Annotated in this window: 14 protein-coding genes; 4 read left to right on the forward strand and 10 right to left on the reverse strand. The window is 70.7% G+C overall.

Features of this window, described 5'->3' with window-relative positions:
- Positions 1-118 precede the first annotated feature (118 nt).
- From ACERZO_RS43190 to ACERZO_RS43205, 4 genes are all read right to left on the reverse strand, one after another.
- Entirely contained in the window at positions 119-790 is a 672-nt protein-coding gene (locus ACERZO_RS43190) for an HU family DNA-binding protein (protein WP_372671779.1), read from the reverse strand.
- A gap of 296 nt (positions 791-1,086) precedes the next feature.
- Positions 1,087-1,551: a hypothetical protein gene (locus ACERZO_RS43195; protein WP_372671780.1), complete on the reverse strand. Its 465-nt coding sequence runs from the start codon at positions 1,549-1,551 to the stop codon at positions 1,087-1,089.
- A gap of 192 nt (positions 1,552-1,743) precedes the next feature.
- Positions 1,744-2,553 carry a DUF3592 domain-containing protein gene (locus ACERZO_RS43200; RefSeq protein WP_372671781.1) on the reverse strand — a complete coding sequence of 270 codons (810 nt, stop codon included), beginning with the start codon at positions 2,551-2,553 and terminating at the stop codon, positions 1,744-1,746.
- A gap of 297 nt (positions 2,554-2,850) precedes the next feature.
- Positions 2,851-4,137: a glycosyltransferase 87 family protein gene (locus tag ACERZO_RS43205; protein WP_372671782.1), complete on the reverse strand. Its 1,287-nt coding sequence runs from the start codon at positions 4,135-4,137 to the stop codon at positions 2,851-2,853.
- A 209-nt stretch (positions 4,138-4,346) separates the two neighbouring features.
- On the opposite strand from ACERZO_RS43205, the gene ACERZO_RS43210 reads away from it, so the two are divergent.
- Positions 4,347-5,522: an acyl-CoA dehydrogenase family protein gene (locus ACERZO_RS43210; protein WP_372671783.1), complete on the forward strand. Its 1,176-nt coding sequence runs from the start codon at positions 4,347-4,349 to the stop codon at positions 5,520-5,522.
- 73 nt (positions 5,523-5,595) lie between these two features.
- On the opposite strand, the gene ACERZO_RS43215 is transcribed toward ACERZO_RS43210, so the two are convergent.
- Entirely contained in the window at positions 5,596-6,753 is a 1,158-nt protein-coding gene (locus tag ACERZO_RS43215; RefSeq protein WP_372671784.1) for an epoxide hydrolase family protein, read from the reverse strand.
- A gap of 187 nt (positions 6,754-6,940) precedes the next feature.
- Here ACERZO_RS43215 and ACERZO_RS43220 point away from each other — a divergent pair, with 187 nt between their 5' ends.
- The 3 genes from ACERZO_RS43220 to ACERZO_RS43230 are packed head-to-tail and all read left to right on the forward strand — an operon-like array spanning position 6,941 to position 11,128.
- A complete protein-coding gene (locus ACERZO_RS43220) occupies positions 6,941-8,239 on the forward strand; it encodes an FAD-dependent oxidoreductase (protein WP_372671785.1) in 1,299 nt (432 codons plus the stop codon).
- The gene (locus ACERZO_RS43225) at positions 8,236-9,489 is read left to right on the forward strand and encodes a DUF6271 family protein (RefSeq protein WP_372671786.1); all 1,254 of its coding nucleotides are present in this window, start codon (positions 8,236-8,238) and stop codon (positions 9,487-9,489) included. The genes ACERZO_RS43220 and ACERZO_RS43225 overlap by 4 nt, the downstream gene beginning before the upstream one ends.
- Complete coding sequence (locus tag ACERZO_RS43230) at positions 9,482-11,128, forward strand: GNAT family N-acetyltransferase (protein WP_372671787.1); 1,647 nt, start codon at positions 9,482-9,484, stop codon at positions 11,126-11,128. Before ACERZO_RS43225 ends, ACERZO_RS43230 begins: the two co-directional genes overlap by 8 nt.
- 7 nt (positions 11,129-11,135) lie before the next feature.
- Here ACERZO_RS43230 and ACERZO_RS43235 read toward each other — a convergent pair whose 3' ends face one another.
- From ACERZO_RS43235 to ACERZO_RS43255, 5 genes are read right to left on the reverse strand one after another with little or no spacing between them, the layout of a single operon-like run.
- Entirely contained in the window at positions 11,136-11,942 is an 807-nt protein-coding gene (locus ACERZO_RS43235) for an NAD-dependent epimerase/dehydratase family protein (protein ID WP_372671788.1), read from the reverse strand.
- 15 nt (positions 11,943-11,957) lie between these two features.
- Positions 11,958-13,163 (reverse strand): MFS transporter, encoded by a 1,206-nt coding sequence (locus tag ACERZO_RS43240; RefSeq protein WP_372671789.1) that lies wholly within the window; start codon positions 13,161-13,163, stop codon positions 11,958-11,960.
- Positions 13,160-14,371: a glycosyltransferase family 2 protein gene (locus ACERZO_RS43245; RefSeq protein WP_372671790.1), complete on the reverse strand. Its 1,212-nt coding sequence runs from the start codon at positions 14,369-14,371 to the stop codon at positions 13,160-13,162. Before ACERZO_RS43245 ends, ACERZO_RS43240 begins: the two co-directional genes overlap by 4 nt.
- Before the next feature lie 31 nt (positions 14,372-14,402).
- A complete protein-coding gene (locus ACERZO_RS43250) occupies positions 14,403-15,113 on the reverse strand; it encodes a DUF899 domain-containing protein (RefSeq protein WP_372671791.1) in 711 nt (236 codons plus the stop codon).
- A gap of 34 nt (positions 15,114-15,147) precedes the next feature.
- Positions 15,148-16,377, reverse strand: coding sequence for a cytochrome P450 family protein (locus ACERZO_RS43255; RefSeq protein WP_372671792.1), 1,230 nt, complete (start codon positions 16,375-16,377; stop codon positions 15,148-15,150).
- Positions 16,378-16,399: the final 22 nt, after the last annotated feature.

Genomic DNA, 16,399 nt, shown 5'->3' on the forward strand with positions numbered 1-16,399 from the left:
CCCCCGCGTCGCGCGCACTGGTTCCGCAGGAGACGCGCGCCGCACCGCGGCCCCTCCCGCCGGCACGAAGAAGGGCCCCACACCAGCCGGTGCGGGGCCCTTCCAGGTGAAGCGGGTGTTACTTCTTCCTGGCAGCGGCCGACGTGCGCTTGGCCGGGGCCTTGGCAGCGGCCGGCTTCTTCGCGGCGGCCGGCTTGGCGGCGGCCTTCGCCCGCGTGGTGGTCGCCTTCGCCGTGGTGGCCTTGGCCGCGGTGGTCTTCGCCGCCGCGGTCTTCGGGGCCGCCTTGGCGGCGGTGGCCTTGGTGGCGGTGGCCTTCGCGGCCGGCTTCGCCGCGGTGGCGCGGGTCCGCGTGGTCGCCGCCCGCGTCGTCGTGGCCGGCTTCGCCGCGGCGGCACGCGTGGTGCGGGCCGTCGTCGCCTTGGCCGAAGCCGCGGCCGCGGTCTTCGTGGCCGTCGCCCGGGTCGCGGTCGCCGTGGCGCGCTTGACCGGGGTGGCCTTCGGGAGCTTCTTCGAACCGGAGATGACGTCCTTGAACGTCGTGCCGGCGCGGAAGGCGGGAACGTTGGTCTTCTTGACCTTCACGGCCTCACCGGTACGCGGGTTGCGCGCGGTCCGAGCGGCGCGGGCGCGCTTCTCGAACACGCCGAAGCCGGTGATGTTGACCTTCTCGCCCTTGTTGACCGTCCGGATGATGATGTCCACGAGACCGTCAACGGCCTGCGCAGCCACCTTCTTGTCGTCGCCCAGACGCTCCGACAGCGCCTCGATCAGCTGGGCCTTGTTCGTCATTCCAGTCCTCCATAGTGGAACTAGCCGTCAGGCCCATCGGCCGACATCACACAGAGTATTACCAGGACGGCACAAAATCCAAACAGGGTGACCCCGAACTCTGTTGTGTCGCCGAGAAAGTCTTCCCGCGCCCCCGGCGACTCCGCCACCGGTGCGGTGATCCAAATCCAGGAAGCGGCCCCTGACCTGCGGTTTGACGACCCGCGGGCGAATCGAGTCCATATAGGACGAGGTCGATGATCGATCAGTTGTTCGACCCGGTTGCCGGGAAACCCAACCGGCGCAACGAGTGCCGGTCAGCGCGGCGGCACGACCGGGGACGCACTGCCCCCGGGCAAGGACTCGACGATCGCGCGCAGCTCCTCCGCGTCCGGGGCCGACTCGTGCGGGCCGACGGTGACCGTGCCGGAACTCGAGGACGACGACGGCTCCGGGCCGAACAGCTCGACGCGGAACAGGCCGAGCACGAGGGCCGCGCCGAGCAACAGGCCGGCGAGGGCGGCGGACGCGAACCCCCATCCCTCCGGTGGCTCCCGGACCAAAATGGACTCGGGCGCCGGCTGGACGACCGCGCCGGCGACGCGTTCCTCCCACTCCGCGGTCGGGTGCGGGACGACTTCGGCCCGCCACGGCCGGTCCGGCGGATACTCGACCACGAGGACGTCACCCGGGCGGTAGCGCGGGAGGTCGACCAGGTTGACGTGGTGGGTGATCCCGGTGCGGAACCACGGCACGTCCCCGGGCGCGATCGTGAGGACCAAGCCGAGCGGGACGTCGCCCGTTTCGGTGCCGCCGGCGCGCAGGCTTTCGATCCTGGCGAGCGCGACCCGCGGAACGACCGATGCAGCCGACGGGAAGTCCCAGGCTGAAGAGGATCAGCGGAACCTTCTCGAGCACGAGGGCGGCCGGACGGACGGGGCTGGGCACAACGGACATCGGCAGCACTCCCGGTGCTAGAAGAGCGACCCCGCCGGATCCGGTTCGACCAGCACGGCCTCCGGGTCTCGGGGGTCGTAGCGGACCCGCACCGCCGCACCGCGGCACGGGGCTTGGAACAACGGGGTGACCATCGTCGTCACGACTTCGCGTTCCCCGGTCTCCGTCGGAAACCGGACGTGGACGACGAACTTCGGGTGCCCCATGACCCACACGTCGGTGAACTCCACGTGCGTCACCGAGCCGGTCACCTGACGGCCGCGGTGGCGCAGCGCCTGCTCGCGGTCGTCCGCCTCCGCCTCGCTGAGGAACGCCTGCAGCAGCAGCACGATCAGGACCAGCGCCACGAGCGCGGACACCGCCGGCACCAGGTACGGCTCGTAGTAGACGACCCAGTCCACGTCGGACCACGGCTCGGCCTTCCCGTCGAGGAAGGGCAGCCGCCGCCCCACCGACTCCGGCGGTGTCCACGAGGGGATCGCCAGCCCGCTGCCCAGCGCCACGCCCAGGGCCGTGGTCAGCGAGCCCGCCCGGAAGCCGATACCCACCCGGTGCAGCGAAAGGCCGGCGGCCCACAGCATCGCGAAGCCGAGCGACGACGCCACCGTGATCGCGGCGGCGAAGAAGAGCACCAGCGAAACCGCCGGGCCCGCGTCGGCCCCCCACACGTCGACGCGGTTCAGCGACATCAGCCGGAAGCCGTCCAGCAGCCCGAGCGCGCCGGACCAGCCCGCGGCGGCCCACGCGAGCGTCGTCGGCACGCCGAGCAGCCACAGCCGCCCGGCCCGGCGCTCCGGACGGCGGACCCCGGCGGCGAATCCGAACACGGCGCCGTCTCCCGACCGCACCCTACCGGCGGTCGGTGCCGCGGCGGCCGTCCACAACACGCCTGGGCCCGCGACGATGGGACGGTCTGCTGCCTCCCGGCTCCGGCGGGTGCCGCCTGCGGTTCGGGCCCACAGTGCGCCCCGCCCAAGGTGAAGGTCAGACCGGCAACCGCGCGGCAGACCGGCGCCCGAGACCTCGGCCTGGCCGAAGTATGCAGGTCCGCGGGCGGACCAGCGGGTTCGCGCGCATGATCGGCGCGAACCCGCTGACACCGAAGCCGATGCGGGCCCAGTCGGTCACCGTCCGGGGTCGGCGATCTGCTCGGCGGGCTCGGGGGCACGGCTCAGCCGGGGCAGCCACACCGGCAGCAGAGCCAGCGCCACCACGGTGATCGTCAGGTAGCCGCCCAGGGTGGCGATGATCTCGCCGGCCGTCGTCCACTGGACCGGTTCGCCGTCGGCGCCGGCCTGCTGGAGCGGCGGGTAGATCGGGTTGAGGAAGAACGCGCCCGCGGTGGCGACGACGACCGCCGGCAGCATCCTCTTGGCCCGCCAGGCCGCGAACCCCAGCCAAACCAGCGCCGGGACGATCCAGACGAAGTGGTGCGGCCAGGACACCGGTGACACCAGCAGCGCGGTGAAGGCCGCGACCAGCAGGCCGATCCGGTCCTGCCCGCGTCGGTGCGCCCACACCGCCCCGGCGAGCCCCAGTATCGCGACGGCCGCACTGATCGCCAGTACCCACGTCGGCGCGAGCGGCGAGTGGGACAGGCGAGCGAACAGCCCGGACACCGAGTGGTTGATCACCACGTCGCTCACCGAGACGATCCGCTGCGAGTCCATGAACAGCCCGCCGAACCAGTAGGAGGCGGCGTCCCCGGGCAGGACGACGAACCCGAGGGCCACCGAACCGGCGAACGCCAGGCAGGCCCGTCCCGCTTCACGGCCGCGCTTGGTGAAGAGCAGGTACACGACGAAGATCAGCGGGGTCAGCTTGAGCCCCGCCGCCAGCCCGATCGCCACGCCGCGCCACCGCTTCGGCAGCACCGGCGAGAAGTCCAAAAGCACCAGCAGCAGCACCAGGACGTTGATCTGCCCGTTCTGGTTGTTGGACCAGACCGGGTCCAGCCGGCTCGCGACCGCCATCCCGACCACGGTCAGCAGCAGCATTTGACGGCGCGTCAGCGAATCCACACTGCGCAGCGCCAGCCAGATCACCGCACCGAGCGCCAGGAAATTCAGGAACAGCCACAGCGTCCCGGAAGCACCCGTGCCGAACAATGACAACGGAACGAACAACAACGCGGCGAACGGGGTGTATGTGAACTGCATGGTGGGAAACGCCGGCGTGTGCACGACCATGTCGTAGAGCGGCACGCCGTGCACGACGGCGTCACCGCCCGCCCGGTACACCAGGTAATCGACCTGCCAGTAGATCGTCGAACTCGTCGAAAGCACAGCGAATACGGTGAGCGCCGCCGCGACCACCGCCACGACCGCTACCGGCAGCAGCGCACGGACTCCCCTGGCGTTGGCGCGCGAGTCCGCGATGCGGCTCGACGGCGCGAAATCGGTGGCCGACATCAGCAATCTTCTCCCTTGTGACCGCAGTGCAAGCGCTTACTTTCAGTAAAGCAGCCACCGGCTGAACAACGCGAAAACCGAGCAATGCGGAAGATGTGGGCCTCCGCCGATCGCTGCGACAGTCGAAAGCGCGTGAATAGCAGATCTCACCGAGAAATTCACGCCAATCCTGCGGAAACCGCACAAGAACCGGTCGAACGGGGAGAAAAATGGGAGCTGTCCAGCCATCCGGAGCGGAACTAGCCGGGCGGGCCGCGGAATTGGTGCCATTGCTGCGCGCGAACGCCCTCGGCCACGAACAGAACGGGCGCCTGCACGACCGGACCGTCGACGCGCTGGCCGAGGCCGGGATCTTCCGGATGCGGGTGCCCGCGCGCTACGGCGGCTACGAGTGCGACACGTCCACCTTGGTCGACGTCGGCATGCACCTCGGCTCCGGCGACGGGGCCACGTCCTTCACCGTCGCCCTGTGGTGGATCACCTCCTGGCTGGTGGGCCTGTTCCCGGACGCGGTCCAGGAGGAAGTCTTCGCCACACCCGACGTGCGCGTGTGCGGCACGCTCGGCCCGACCGGCACCGCGCAACCGTGCGACGGCGGCGTGCTCGTGTCGGGGCGATGGGCGTTCAACAGCGGTGCCGCGCACAGCCGGTGGAAGCTGCTCGCCGCGATCTCGATGACCGCCGAAGGCCCGGCGCCGATCATGGCCCTCGTGCCGATCGACCAGGTCGAGCTGCTCGACGACTGGCACACGTCGGCGCTGCAGGGCACCGGCAGCGTCACCGCGGTCGCCGAGGACGTCTTCGTGCCGCACGAGCGGGTGCTGGCGATGGGCCCTGTTCTCCAGCAGCAGTACGCGTCCGTGCACAACCGGGACCTGCCGATGTTCCGGGTGCCGTTGATCGCCGCGGTCACGGCTTCCTCGGTCGGCAAGGTGGTCGGCCTGGCGAAAGCCGCCCACGAGGACTTCTGCCGGCGGTCGTCGGAGCGCGGCATCACCTACACCGACTACACCAGCCAACGGGAAGCGCCGCTGACGCACCTGCAGGTCGCCGAATCGGCCCTGCGCATCGACGAAGCGGAGTTCCACGCCCGCCGCCTGGCGTCCACAGTGGACGAAAAGGGACTGCTGAACGCGCCGTGGAAGCTCGAGGAACGAGCCCGGGTCCGCGTCACCATGGGCCGGGTGTGCCAGCTCGCGACCGATGCCGTCGACACGCTCAGCCTGGCCAGCGGCGGTTCGTCCATCCACCGGGCCGTGCCGATCCAGCGGATCCAGCGCGACCTGCACGCCATCGGGGTGCACGCGCTCAACAACCCCCAGGTCAACCTGGAGCTCTACGGCCGGGTCCTCTGCGGGCTCGAACCCAACTCGCCGTACGTCTGACCCGACCCCGCCACCGCACCCGACGTCGTGGAGCCGGCCCCCGGGAAGGGGGCCGGCTCCACGACGTTGTCGTTCAGCCGAGCGCGCGCTTGAAGGCGCGCAGGTCACCGACGAACAGTTCCGGTTGCTCGAGGGCCGCGAAGTGCCCGCCCCGGTCGAACTCGCTCCAGTGGACGATGTTCGGGAAGAACGGTTCCGCGAAGCGCCGGATGGCCTGCCCCGGGTCGTGCGGGAACACCGCGACACCGAGGGGCACCGGCAGCGGCGGCGGCGGCGCGGGCTGCGTCGGCGCGGTCGGCAGCATGGCCGCGTTCTCGAAGTAGAACTGGGCGGCCGACCCCGCGGTCGCGGTGAACCAGTAGATCGCGACGTTCGTCAGCAGCGTGTCCCGGCTGATCGCGTCCTCGGGCACCTTCTCCGAGTCGCTCCACTCCCGGAACTTCTCGATGATCCACGCCAGCTGCAGGACCGGCGAGTCGGTCAGCCCGTAGGCGATCGTCTGCGGCCGGGTCGACTGGAGCTTCATGTACGCGGACTGGTCCTCGACGAACTGGGCCAGCTTGCCCAGCCGCCCGAACTCCTGCTCCGTCAGCCCGGCGAGCGCGGCCGGATCCGGCGGCGGTGGCGTCGGCAGGAAGTTCAGGTGCACCCCGGCCACGTGCTCGAAGTCCACGCCGGCGAGCCCGACGCTGATCCAGGACCCCAGGTCCCCGCCTTGGGCGACGTAGCGGTCGTAGCCGAGCCCGCTCATGAGTTCCGCCCACGCCTTGGCGATCCGGGCGAGGTCCCAGCCGGGCTCGCCCGTCGGCCCGGAAAAGGCGAAGCCCGGGATGCTCGGAATGACGACGTGGAAGGCGTCCTCCGGTTTCCCGCCGTGCGCTCGCGGATTGGTCAGCGGTTCGATGATATCGATGAATTCGACGAACGAACCGGGCCAGCCGTGGGTCAGAATGAGCGGTGTCGCGTCCGGCTCGGGCGACTTCACGTGCACGAAGTGGATATTCGCACCGTCAATCGTGGTGGTGAACTGGGGGAACGAGTTGATCTTTTCCTCGGCCGCCCGCCAGTCGAAGCTCGTCCGCCAGTACTCCACGAGTTCCTTCAGGTAGCCCAGCGGGACACCCCTGGTCCACCCGCTGTCCGGGATCTCGCCGGGCCAGCGCGTCTCGGCCAGCCGGCGATCCAGGTCAATCAGATCTGCATCGGGAATTGCGATGCGGAATGGCTTCATCAACAGCTCCTTCGACAACTGAAAGCGCACGTCTTCCGCAAGCCAGGCTAGCACCGCCGTGGGACGCTCCAGGATTTTCTCGCACTACTGGAGAACAGGCACGAGCACCCATTAGTAACGTTGAACTCTCATTCTGACGATCCAAGGGGGACAGCTCGTGCGAAATCCGGCTCGCAACCATGCCATCGTGCTCGGCGGAAGCATCGCGGGAACACTGGCCGCCCGCGTGCTGTCCGAAACCTTTCGAAAAGTGACAGTCCTGGATCGAGACCATTTCCCGGCGGGCGCCGCGCCCCGGCGCGCGGTTCCCCAGGGGCGGCACATCCACGCGCTTTTGGCCAAGGGGCAGCAGATCCTCGACGATCTGTTCCCCGGGCTGACCGACGAGCTCGCCGCCCTCGGCGCACCGACCGGCGATTTCGGCACCACCCTGAGCTGGTACTTCAACGGACGCATGCTCGAGCAAACCGAAACCGGTTTGATCTGCGCGGCTTCCGGACGGCCGCTGCTGGAAGACCGGATTCGCGCGCGCGTACGGGCGCTGCCCAATGTCACCTTCCGGGACCGGACGGATATCGTGGGATTGGCCGCTTCGCCGCGAGGAATCCGGATTACCGGCGCGCGCGTGCGCGCGCAATTCGAGGGAAGTGCCGAAGAGGTGATCGACGGCGATCTGGTCGTCGACGCCACCGGCCGCGGCACGAGGACGCCGAGGTGGCTGGTGGAACTGGGCTACCCGGCGGTCGAAGAAGAACTGGTCTCGATGGACCTCACCTACACGACGTGCGATTTCGCCGCGCCCCTGCCGTTCGACCCGATCGGCCGGAACATCGCGATCATCCCGGTCGCGACACCGGAAATGCCGCGGGGCGCCGTCTTCGCCCGGCTGCCCGACCGCTATGCCGTGTCGCTGACCGGCATCCTCGGCGACCGGCCGCCGGCCGATCTGGACGGCTTCCGGTCCTACGCCCGCTCCCTGCCGGTCCCTGAGATCCACAAAGCGATCCGCGACGCGGAACCGCTCGGCGATCCGGTCTCGTTCCGGTTCCCGGCGTCCATCCGCCGCCACTACGAGCGGCTGCGCCGGTTCCCGGACGGCCTGCTCGTGCTCGGCGACGCGGCCTGCGTGTTCAACCCGGTCTACGGACAGGGAATGACGGTGGCGGCGATCGAAGCCACCGTGCTCGGCCGGCACCTCGCGCAGGGCGCCCCGGAGCCACGGCGTTACCTCCGGGACCTCGCCCGGGCGATCGACGCGCCCTGGGACATGTCCGCCGGCGCCGATCTCGGCTTCCCCGGTGTCGGCGGCCGCCGGACCCTCAAGGTGCGGTTGGCAAACGCTTACATCCCCCGGTTGCAGGCCGCCGCGGTCACCGACGGCCGGCTCAGCCGCGCGTTCCTGCGCGCGGCGGGACTCGTCGACCCGCCCCAGGCACTGCTGCGGCCGGACATCGCCGCCCGCGTACTCGGCCGGGGCAAGCGGTGAGCGCCCGAGCCGCGCAGACGCGACGCGTCTGCCTGACCGTGCCGACCAACCGGGAGTGCGCGGCGACGCTCGCGGAGGTCGTCGAGGAAGCCGCCTACGCCGCGAAGAACTTCGCGGTCGAGGTGCACCTGCTCGTCCTCGACTCGTCGGCGGAGTACGCGGCGCACGCCCGCGTGCTGAGCGAAGCGGACAACGTCTGGCATCTGGACGAAGCCGCCCAGCGCGAGTTCCTGTCGCGGGTGATCAAGCGCTCCGCCGTCGCCGAACCCGGCCTGCTGGCCGAGTTGATGCTCCCACAACGCCTTTCGTACGGCGCCTGCACCAACCGGGCTTTCCTGATCGCGGCCGCGCTGGGGTGCGAGTCGGTGCACCGCCGCGACTCGGACAGTTCCTTCCAGGTGTGGAACGGGAAGAAGATCTTCCCGATCCAAGCGGAGCTGCGCTACCTCGGCAAACGCGCGCGCCTGGTCCGGACCACCAAGAACCGGCTGGATCCGTCGCTGCGCGACGGCACCGTCGCGATGGTCGGCGCGTCGTTCGTCGGCGAGATGTCCGTGGACCTCGGCGAGGTCCGCGACCACGCGGCGTACTACGACCTGGTCGGGCTGTGGGCCGCCGACGACGTCCCCGAAGCGGAAAAGCGCGCACTGGTCGAGGAGTCGTTCACCGGCTCGGCACCCTTCACCGGCGACTGGTCGGAGCTCGCCGTCGTCGATCCGATGGAGGTGGACATGCACAACATCAGCTTCCACGGGCTGCACGAGCGGATTCCGCTGCCGCCCGCCACGGACACCATCGGCAGCGACTACTTCCTCATCCACGTGGCGGACAAGGCCCGGCTGCCGGGCGTCCGGCACAACCGGCACATCGTCAACTTCCACACCCCCGAACGCAAGACCGACGCCGGGTTCCTCGCCTACCAGCTGCGGTTCGCGAAGTTCATCCTGTCCATGTACCACCTCCACTTCGTCTACCGGCGGATGACCGACGACGATCCGGCCACGATCGCGGCGATCGTCCGGGAAAGCGCTTGCCAGGACCGGAAACCCAATGAAGCCAAGAGCTTCCGGCTGGAGCGTGCGTACCGCGAGCTCGGCGGCCGGTTCACGCTCGTCGCGGACGAGATCCGGGACGGCCGGGACCGGCTGCTCACCGAAGCCCGCCAAGACGTCGAGGACCACGCGACGCTGATCGACGCGTGGGCACGGCTGGTCGAGGCCGCCCGGACCACGAGCGTGCGCCATGGCTGAGCGGCGGCACGTGCGTGCCGCCCTCACCCGGGCCGAGGACGACCGGATCGTCTTCGACCTGACCGGCATCGAAAGCCAGTACGACGCCTTGCGCCGTGAACTGCCGGGCGTCGTGGTGCGGTTCGCGATGAAGGCCTGCCCGGTGGACGAGGTGCTCGCGTGCCTCGCCGAGCGGGGGGCCGGCTTCGACGCGGCCAGCCCCGGCGAGATCCGGCAGGCACTGCGGACCGGGGTGTCCCCGCGGGACGTCCACTACGGCAACACCGTGAAGTCCGACGCCGAGATCGCCGCCGCCCACCGCCTCGGTGTCACGACGTTCGCCACCGACTGCGTCGAGGACGTGCGGGCGATCGCCTGCCACGCGCCGGGAGCCCGGGTGTTCTGCCGCGTGGCCACCACCGGCGAGGGCGCGCTGTGGGGACTCGTCGACAAGCACGGCAGCCACGACCCGGTGAGCGTCCTGGCCGAGGCCCGGCGACGCGGGCTCGTCCCGGCCGGGCTGGCGTTCCACGTCGGCTCGCAGCAGATGACGGTGCGCGCGTGGCAGCAGGCCCTGGACGGCCTCACCACGGTCCTGCCGCGGCTGGAGTCCCGGGGCATCCGGCTCGACCACGTCAACCTCGGTGGCGGCTTGCCCGCCCGCGGCTACTTCGCCCGCAAAGGCAGCCGGCTGGCTCCGCCGTCCGCCGAGATCTTCGCCGCCATCCGGGCCGGGATGCAGCGGCTGCGGGACGCGTCGGGCCACGATCTGGCGTTCGTCGCGGAACCGGGCCGCCACCTCGTCGCCGACCACGGCACGATCCGCGCCCACGTCGCCCGGCTGACCGTGCGCCACGAGCGGTGGCTGTACTTGAGCTGCGGCAAGTTCAACGGGCTGTACGAGACCGACCAGCTCCGCTACCGCCTGACCTTTCCCACGCGTACCGGCGGCCGCGCCGTACCGGCTGTCGTCGCCGGACCGACCTGCGACAGCGACGACCGGTTCGGCGGCGGACCGGTGTCCGTGCCCGCCGACCTCGTCTCGGGGGACCCGGTGTGGATCCACTCCGCCGGGGCGTACTCCACGAGCTACACGACGCAAGGCTTCAACGGCTACGCGCCACTGCCCTGCGTGACGGTCCGCGCCGAGCGGGTCCGGCCGATCAGCGCCGAGGACTGGACCGGCATCGCGGCGCTCGAGGCACGTGCGTACGGCGGCCGCGGGCTTTCCGAGAGCCGCCCGGTGCTCGAGTCGCGGGGCCGCAGCTCGCCGGTGACGTCGTTCGTGCTGGACGCCGGCGACCGCGTCGGCGGTTACCTGCTCGCCCTGCCTTACCCGCGGTTCCGGTTCCCCGATCCGGCCCGCGCCGAGGACACCGTCTTCCGTTCGCCGAACCTGCACCTGCACGACATCGTCGTCGGCGACGAGCTGCGCGGCCGCGGCTGGGCGAAGCGCCTGCTGCGGCACCTCACCGAGACCGCCCGGTCGTTCCGGTACGAGCGGATCTCGCTGATCGCCGTCGGCGGAACCACCGGTTTCTGGGCGGCACAGGGATATCGCGCCCACCCGGAGGTCGCGGTACCCGCCGGGTACGGCCCGGACGCGGTCTACATGTCCCGGGAGATCGCCGGCGCGACCGAGAACCCCCGTGCCGCCTGACGAGCGCTCAGCGGGCGAGGAACTCGATGAGTGACGTGTGCACGGGCCGCCAGCCCAGCTTCTGGCGCGTCTTCTCCGACGACACGTCCTGGTCGTATCGGAACAGCCCGGCGATCACGGCGATCTCGGACGGCGGCTCGTCGTCCTCCGGCCACGAAACCGCGGTGCCGTCGCCCACCGCCGTGGCGATCGCGTCGACCGTGACGGTTTCGGTGACCGCGTGCCACACCGACGCGGGCGGGGCCAGCTCGGCGACGAGGAGGAACAGCTCGGCGAGATCTTCCACGTGCACCGCCGCCCAGCGGACGCCGGGCTCGCCGATGTACACCCCGGCGCCGACCCGCGCGGCCAGCGGCTTCAGCATGTCGTCGACGACGCCGCCACCCTCGCCGTAGATGAGCCCGGGCCGGATCATCCGGCCGCCCGCCGCGAGTACCCGGCGTTCGACGACGTCTCGCCAGCCGACGACCGGGTGCGGGTCGGGCAGGCTGTCCTCGGTGACGAAACCGGGCCCGAGGGTGTCCACGCTCGAGGTGTAGACGAGCGGTACGCCACTGGCCAGCAAAGCGTCCACCGCGGGCACGTCGATCTCTTCGCTGAGGATCGCACCGACGTGCAGCACCAGGTCGAACCCGGCGGCCGCGGCGAGCAGCGACGCCGGATCGGCCAGGTCGCCGGGAACCGCGCGGTAGGCGGCGGGGACCGGGCGGCCACCCGGCCGTTGCAGCGCGCCGACGTCGTGGCCCGCGCGGGCGAACGCCGCGGCGACGACCGAACCGGTGAAGCCGGTGGCGCCGATGACCAGAACCTTCATGGTGCGCTTCCCCTCCTACTGATGGCTGAGCTCCGCGGGCGCCGCGAGCGGCCGGTCGGCGACCGCGGTCGCCTTCGCGCTCCAGGCCACGGCGAGCAGCAGCGGGATCAGGAGACCCAGCGTCAGCGTCAGCCCGAAGCCCTGGGCCAGCCAGCCGATGAACACCGGGCCGATCAGCGTGCCCGAGTACGTCAAGGTCGTGAACCGGGCGACGAACACGGCCGCGCCGGCCCCGCTCGCCCCGATGTGCCCGACCGTGCTGAAGATCAGCGGCAACGGCGTCGACATGCCGATACCCATCACCGCGAACCCGGCGACCGCCACCCAGGGATCCGGGCTCAGCACCACGACGGCCAGCCCGGCCACGGCGATGACGCCGCCCGTCCGGATGAGCGCCGGGACGCCGAACCGCTGCCGGAGCCGATCGCCGACCAGCCGGCCCGCGGTCTCGCACGTCGTGAACGCGATGTAGCCGAAGGACGCCACGCCCAGCGCGGCACCGAGGTGGTCGTGCAGGAAGACACCGGCCCAGTTGAAGACCGCGCCTTCGCAGGTGAGCACCGTCGCGCCCATCGCGCCGAACAGCAGGACGCGGCGGCTCCAGCCGGCGCGCAGGGCACCCCGCGCCCGCCGGCCGCGCTCCGGACGCGGCGAGCGGTCGACCGACGCGGGCAGCAGGTGCAGACCGATCACCACGGCGAGCGCCACGAGGACACCGGCCAGCCACAGGTAGTGCGTGGCCACGGAAACCCCGGCCTGGGTCAGCCCGCCGCCGAGCACCGAACCGCTGAGCGCGCCGATGGCCCAGGCCGCGTGGCACCCGTTCATGATCGGCCGGCCGCGCTCGCGCTCCACGGCGACCGCGTGCGAGTTCATGGCGACGTCCAGCATGCCGTGCACCCCGCCCAGCAGCACGACGGCGGCCACCAGCTCGGTGACCGTGCCCGCCAGCCCGACGCCGAGCAGCGTCACCGGGAGCAGCACCGTGGCCAGCCGGATGACCGGCGCGCTGCCGAGCCGCGTCGCGAGGGAGCCGATGAGCTGCATGGCCACCATCGCGGCGACGCCGAACGCGGCGAGCACCAGGCCCAGCTGCGCCTCGGTCAGCGCGTGCCCGATCTTCAGCGAGGGAACGCGGATCTGCAGGCTGGCGATGGTCAGGCCGTTGCACAGGAACACCGCGGTCACGGCCCACCGGGCCCGCACGGCCACGTCGCTCATGCCGCCTCCCCGAGCCCGTCGCAGACGCGCACGTCGTGGCCGAGCCGCCGGGCTTCCGCGAGCAGCTGCGGCGACCAGCGCTCCCACAGCCCGGCCAGCCGCGAGGTGAGCACCACCGTGTCGACCGACTCGCCGGGCAACGCCGTCCGCAGCCCGATGGCGTGCAGTCCGCCCTCGGGCAGCAGCGTCCGGTCGAAGTCGATCAGCACCGAGCCCGGTACCGCCTCCGGCCGGAGGCCGCCGCAGCCGACGACCGCGATCCGGTGGCCGGCCGGGACGTCCGAGACCGCGGCGACGACCTCGGCGGTGACATCGCGGTCGGCGATCCGCCCGGTCCAGTCCAGCAGCCGCCGGTATTCGTCTTCCCACTCCCAGATCAGCCCGGAGTCGAGCAGCGCCCAGCCGATCTCCACGACGGGTTCCGGGTGCCGGGCCAGGAAGATCCGGATGTTGCGCCGCATCCATTCCCAGTTGCGCGCTTCGTCGCGCTCGTGCGGTGACTCGACGGCCCAGGCGTCGCGCGAGATCTCGAACGAGACGCCCCGCTGCCAGAGGCGCAGGCCGAACTCCATGTCTTCGAGGCCCCACACGACGTAGTCCTCGTCGAACCCGCCGACCGCGTGGAAGTCCGCCGCGCGCAGCGAGCAGTTGATCGGCCAGAACAACGTCCACGGCAACAGCCTGCGGTCCATTTCGAAGCCGCACCGCGCCATCTGCTCGTGCCGGATGTCCAGGAAGGCCGGGTCGTCCCGGTACCGCTCGACGACCTCTTCCGGCAGCATTTCGGCGAGGGCCTCGCCGATGCCGGGCATCGGGTTCGGCGGGTTGTAGCCGAAGGCGTAGCCGGTGACGGCGATCGGTTCGGTCCGGGCGCGGTGCGCCGCCAGGTGGCGGGTCAGCCAGTCGGGCCCGACCTGCACGCCCGAGTCGAGGAACGCCAGGATCGGAGCCTCGGCCAGCCGCGCGCCGGCGTTGCGGGCCGCCGACACGCGGTAGCCCAGATCCGCCTGGTAGCAGTACTTGACCGGCAGCCGGTCGCGGTAGGACTCCACCATCTCCTTGGTGTCGTCCGACGAGCCGTCGTCGGCGACGACCACCTCGAACTCGCCGGCCGGCAGCCGCTGCCTCGTGAGGTGGAACAGCGAGCGGCGCAACAGCTCCCTGCGGTTGTAGGTCGGGATGATCACCGACACCTTGGGCGTGGCCACGGGTTGTCCACCTCCGGGGTGAAGCGACGTCCTAGTTCGAGTACTTGTCGTGGTGGCGCAGCCACGGCCGCCCCGGACCGTCCTGCCGGCCCAGCGGGGTGAGATCGAGGTAGTTGTAGGTGCCGTGCAGCAGGTCGGTGCCGTCCCCGTAGACGGAATAGGTGTGGAACACCGTGTCGCCGTCGCGGAAGAACACGCTCACGCCACCCTGCTCGCCCTCGGTGAACCAGAACTCGCCGGCCGCTTCGAGGGCCGCCTTGTCCTTGAAGTTGTACTCGACCGGCGTGACGGCTTCGTCCAAAGTGGTGTGGAAGTCGTAGTTGAACTCGGTGCCGAACGACGAGTACCACGGCACCGGCCAGCCCATGCGGTCCTTGAACGCCTGGATCTTCGCCAGTGGCGCCCGGGAGATCACCGCGAAGGTCGTGTTCAAGGCGTGCAGGTGCGAGAGGTGACCGACGTTGTCGATCATGAACGAGCAGTGCTTGCAGCCCTCGTCCCAGGCGGGGTCGAACATGAAGTGGTAGACGATCAGCTGCCGCCTGCCCTCGAAGAGGTCGAGCAGGCGCACCTTGCCGTCCGGCCCGTCGTACACGTAGTCCTTTTCCACCTCGACCATGGGCAGGTCGCGCCGGGCCGCGCTGACGGCCTCGCGTGCCGCGGCGAACTCCTCCTCCTTGGCGAGCAGCTCCTTGCGCGCGTTCAGCCACTCGGCCGCGGATACGACGTGCGGGCGGGTCATCAGTGTTCTCCTTGGTACTCGGGGAAAATCCGGCTCACGCCGTCAGCCGGACGGGCAGGGTCCGGTTGCCGTTCATGATGAAGGTGCCCTGCGGTTCCAGCTCGTCGGGAGCGACCGCGAGTTGCAGGCGGGGGAAGCGGTCGAACAGGGCCGGCAGCGCGATCGACGCCTCCATCCGCGCGAGCGGCGCCCCGAGGCAGAAGTGCACGCCGTGCCCGAACGACAGGTGCGTCTTGACCGGCCGGGTGATGTCGAACCGGTCCGCGGTCTCGCCGTGGACGGCCCGGTCACGGCCGATGGCGGCGAACCCGATCAGCACGGGATCGCCCTTGGCGATCGTCACCCCGCCCAGTTCGGTGTCCGCCCGGGCGAACCGGAACGGCAGCTGCGCCACCGGCGACTCGACGCGCAGCGCTTCCTCGACGACCTCGCTCCAGCCGATCCCGCCGCTGGTGACGAGCTCGAGCTGAGCGGGGTGGGTGAGCAGGGAGAGCACGGCCTTGCTCAGGAGGTTCATCAACGTTTCGGAACCGGCGCCCAGCATCAGGTGCAGGGTTCCGACCAGCTCCTTGTCGGTCAGCTGCGAGCCGTCCTCGTCCCGAGCCGCGATCAGCGCGCTGGTCAGGTCGTCGCCCGGCTTCCGGCGCTTGGCGGCGACCAGTTCGTGCATCGCCTCGTGCCACTGCTCGACGTTGGCCACCGCTTCCTCGGGGGTGATCCTCGTGTCGATGTTGACCTCGCCGCCGCGCAGCACGTCGGCCCGGAGCTCGTCCGGCACGCCGAAGAGGTCGCAGATCACCCTCGCCGGCAGCCGGTAGGCGTAGCGGGCCTTGAGGTCGACGACCTCGCCGTGGTCCACGCAGGCCAGTTCGTCCAGCAGCTCGTTGGCGATCTTCTCGATCGACGGCCGGATCGACTCGATCCGGCGCGCGGTGAACCCGCGGGAGATGAGCCCGCGCAGCCGGACGTGGTCGGCACCGTCGTGGGTGGTCATGTTGTCCATCGCGACCCAGCCGATCAGCGGCCACGCCTGCGGGATCTCGCCGTTGATCAGGGCGGGCCAGTGCCGGTGGGCGTCCTTGGCGAACCGCTCCTCGTCGCCGAGCACCCGCTTCGCCAGTTCGAGGCTCGTGACGGACCAGGCGAGGACACCGCCGGGCAGTTCCACCCGGGTGACCGGCCCCCTCGCGCGAATCCGGGCGCTCTCCGCGTGAACGTCCGTGCCGGCTCTGTCGAGCACGATCGGGCACTGCTGCTCATCCATCGGACACCTCCGGCGTTTTTCG

Origin of the sequence: Amycolatopsis kentuckyensis (genome assembly GCF_041679295.1) — a bacterium.
In the GTDB taxonomy this organism is placed as follows: domain Bacteria; phylum Actinomycetota; class Actinomycetes; order Mycobacteriales; family Pseudonocardiaceae; genus Amycolatopsis; species Amycolatopsis kentuckyensis_A.

Excerpts from the sequence above, each read along its gene's own strand:
- ACERZO_RS43190 (WP_372671779.1), bottom strand. The coding sequence starts at position 790 with ATGACGAACAAGGCCCAGCTGATCGAGGCGCTGTCGGAGCGTCTGGGC.
- ACERZO_RS43205 (WP_372671782.1), bottom strand. The coding sequence starts at position 4,137 with ATGTCGGCCACCGATTTCGCGCCGTCGAGCCGCATCGCGGACTCGCGC.
- ACERZO_RS43210 (WP_372671783.1), top strand. The coding sequence starts at position 4,347 with ATGGGAGCTGTCCAGCCATCCGGAGCGGAACTAGCCGGGCGGGCCGCG.
- ACERZO_RS43215 (WP_372671784.1), bottom strand. The coding sequence starts at position 6,753 with ATGAAGCCATTCCGCATCGCAATTCCCGATGCAGATCTGATTGACCTG.
- ACERZO_RS43230 (WP_372671787.1), top strand. The coding sequence starts at position 9,482 with ATGGCTGAGCGGCGGCACGTGCGTGCCGCCCTCACCCGGGCCGAGGAC.
- ACERZO_RS43235 (WP_372671788.1), bottom strand. The coding sequence starts at position 11,942 with ATGAAGGTTCTGGTCATCGGCGCCACCGGCTTCACCGGTTCGGTCGTC.
- ACERZO_RS43240 (WP_372671789.1), bottom strand. The coding sequence starts at position 13,163 with ATGAGCGACGTGGCCGTGCGGGCCCGGTGGGCCGTGACCGCGGTGTTC.
- ACERZO_RS43250 (WP_372671791.1), bottom strand. The coding sequence starts at position 15,113 with ATGACCCGCCCGCACGTCGTATCCGCGGCCGAGTGGCTGAACGCGCGC.
- ACERZO_RS43255 (WP_372671792.1), bottom strand. The coding sequence starts at position 16,377 with ATGGATGAGCAGCAGTGCCCGATCGTGCTCGACAGAGCCGGCACGGAC.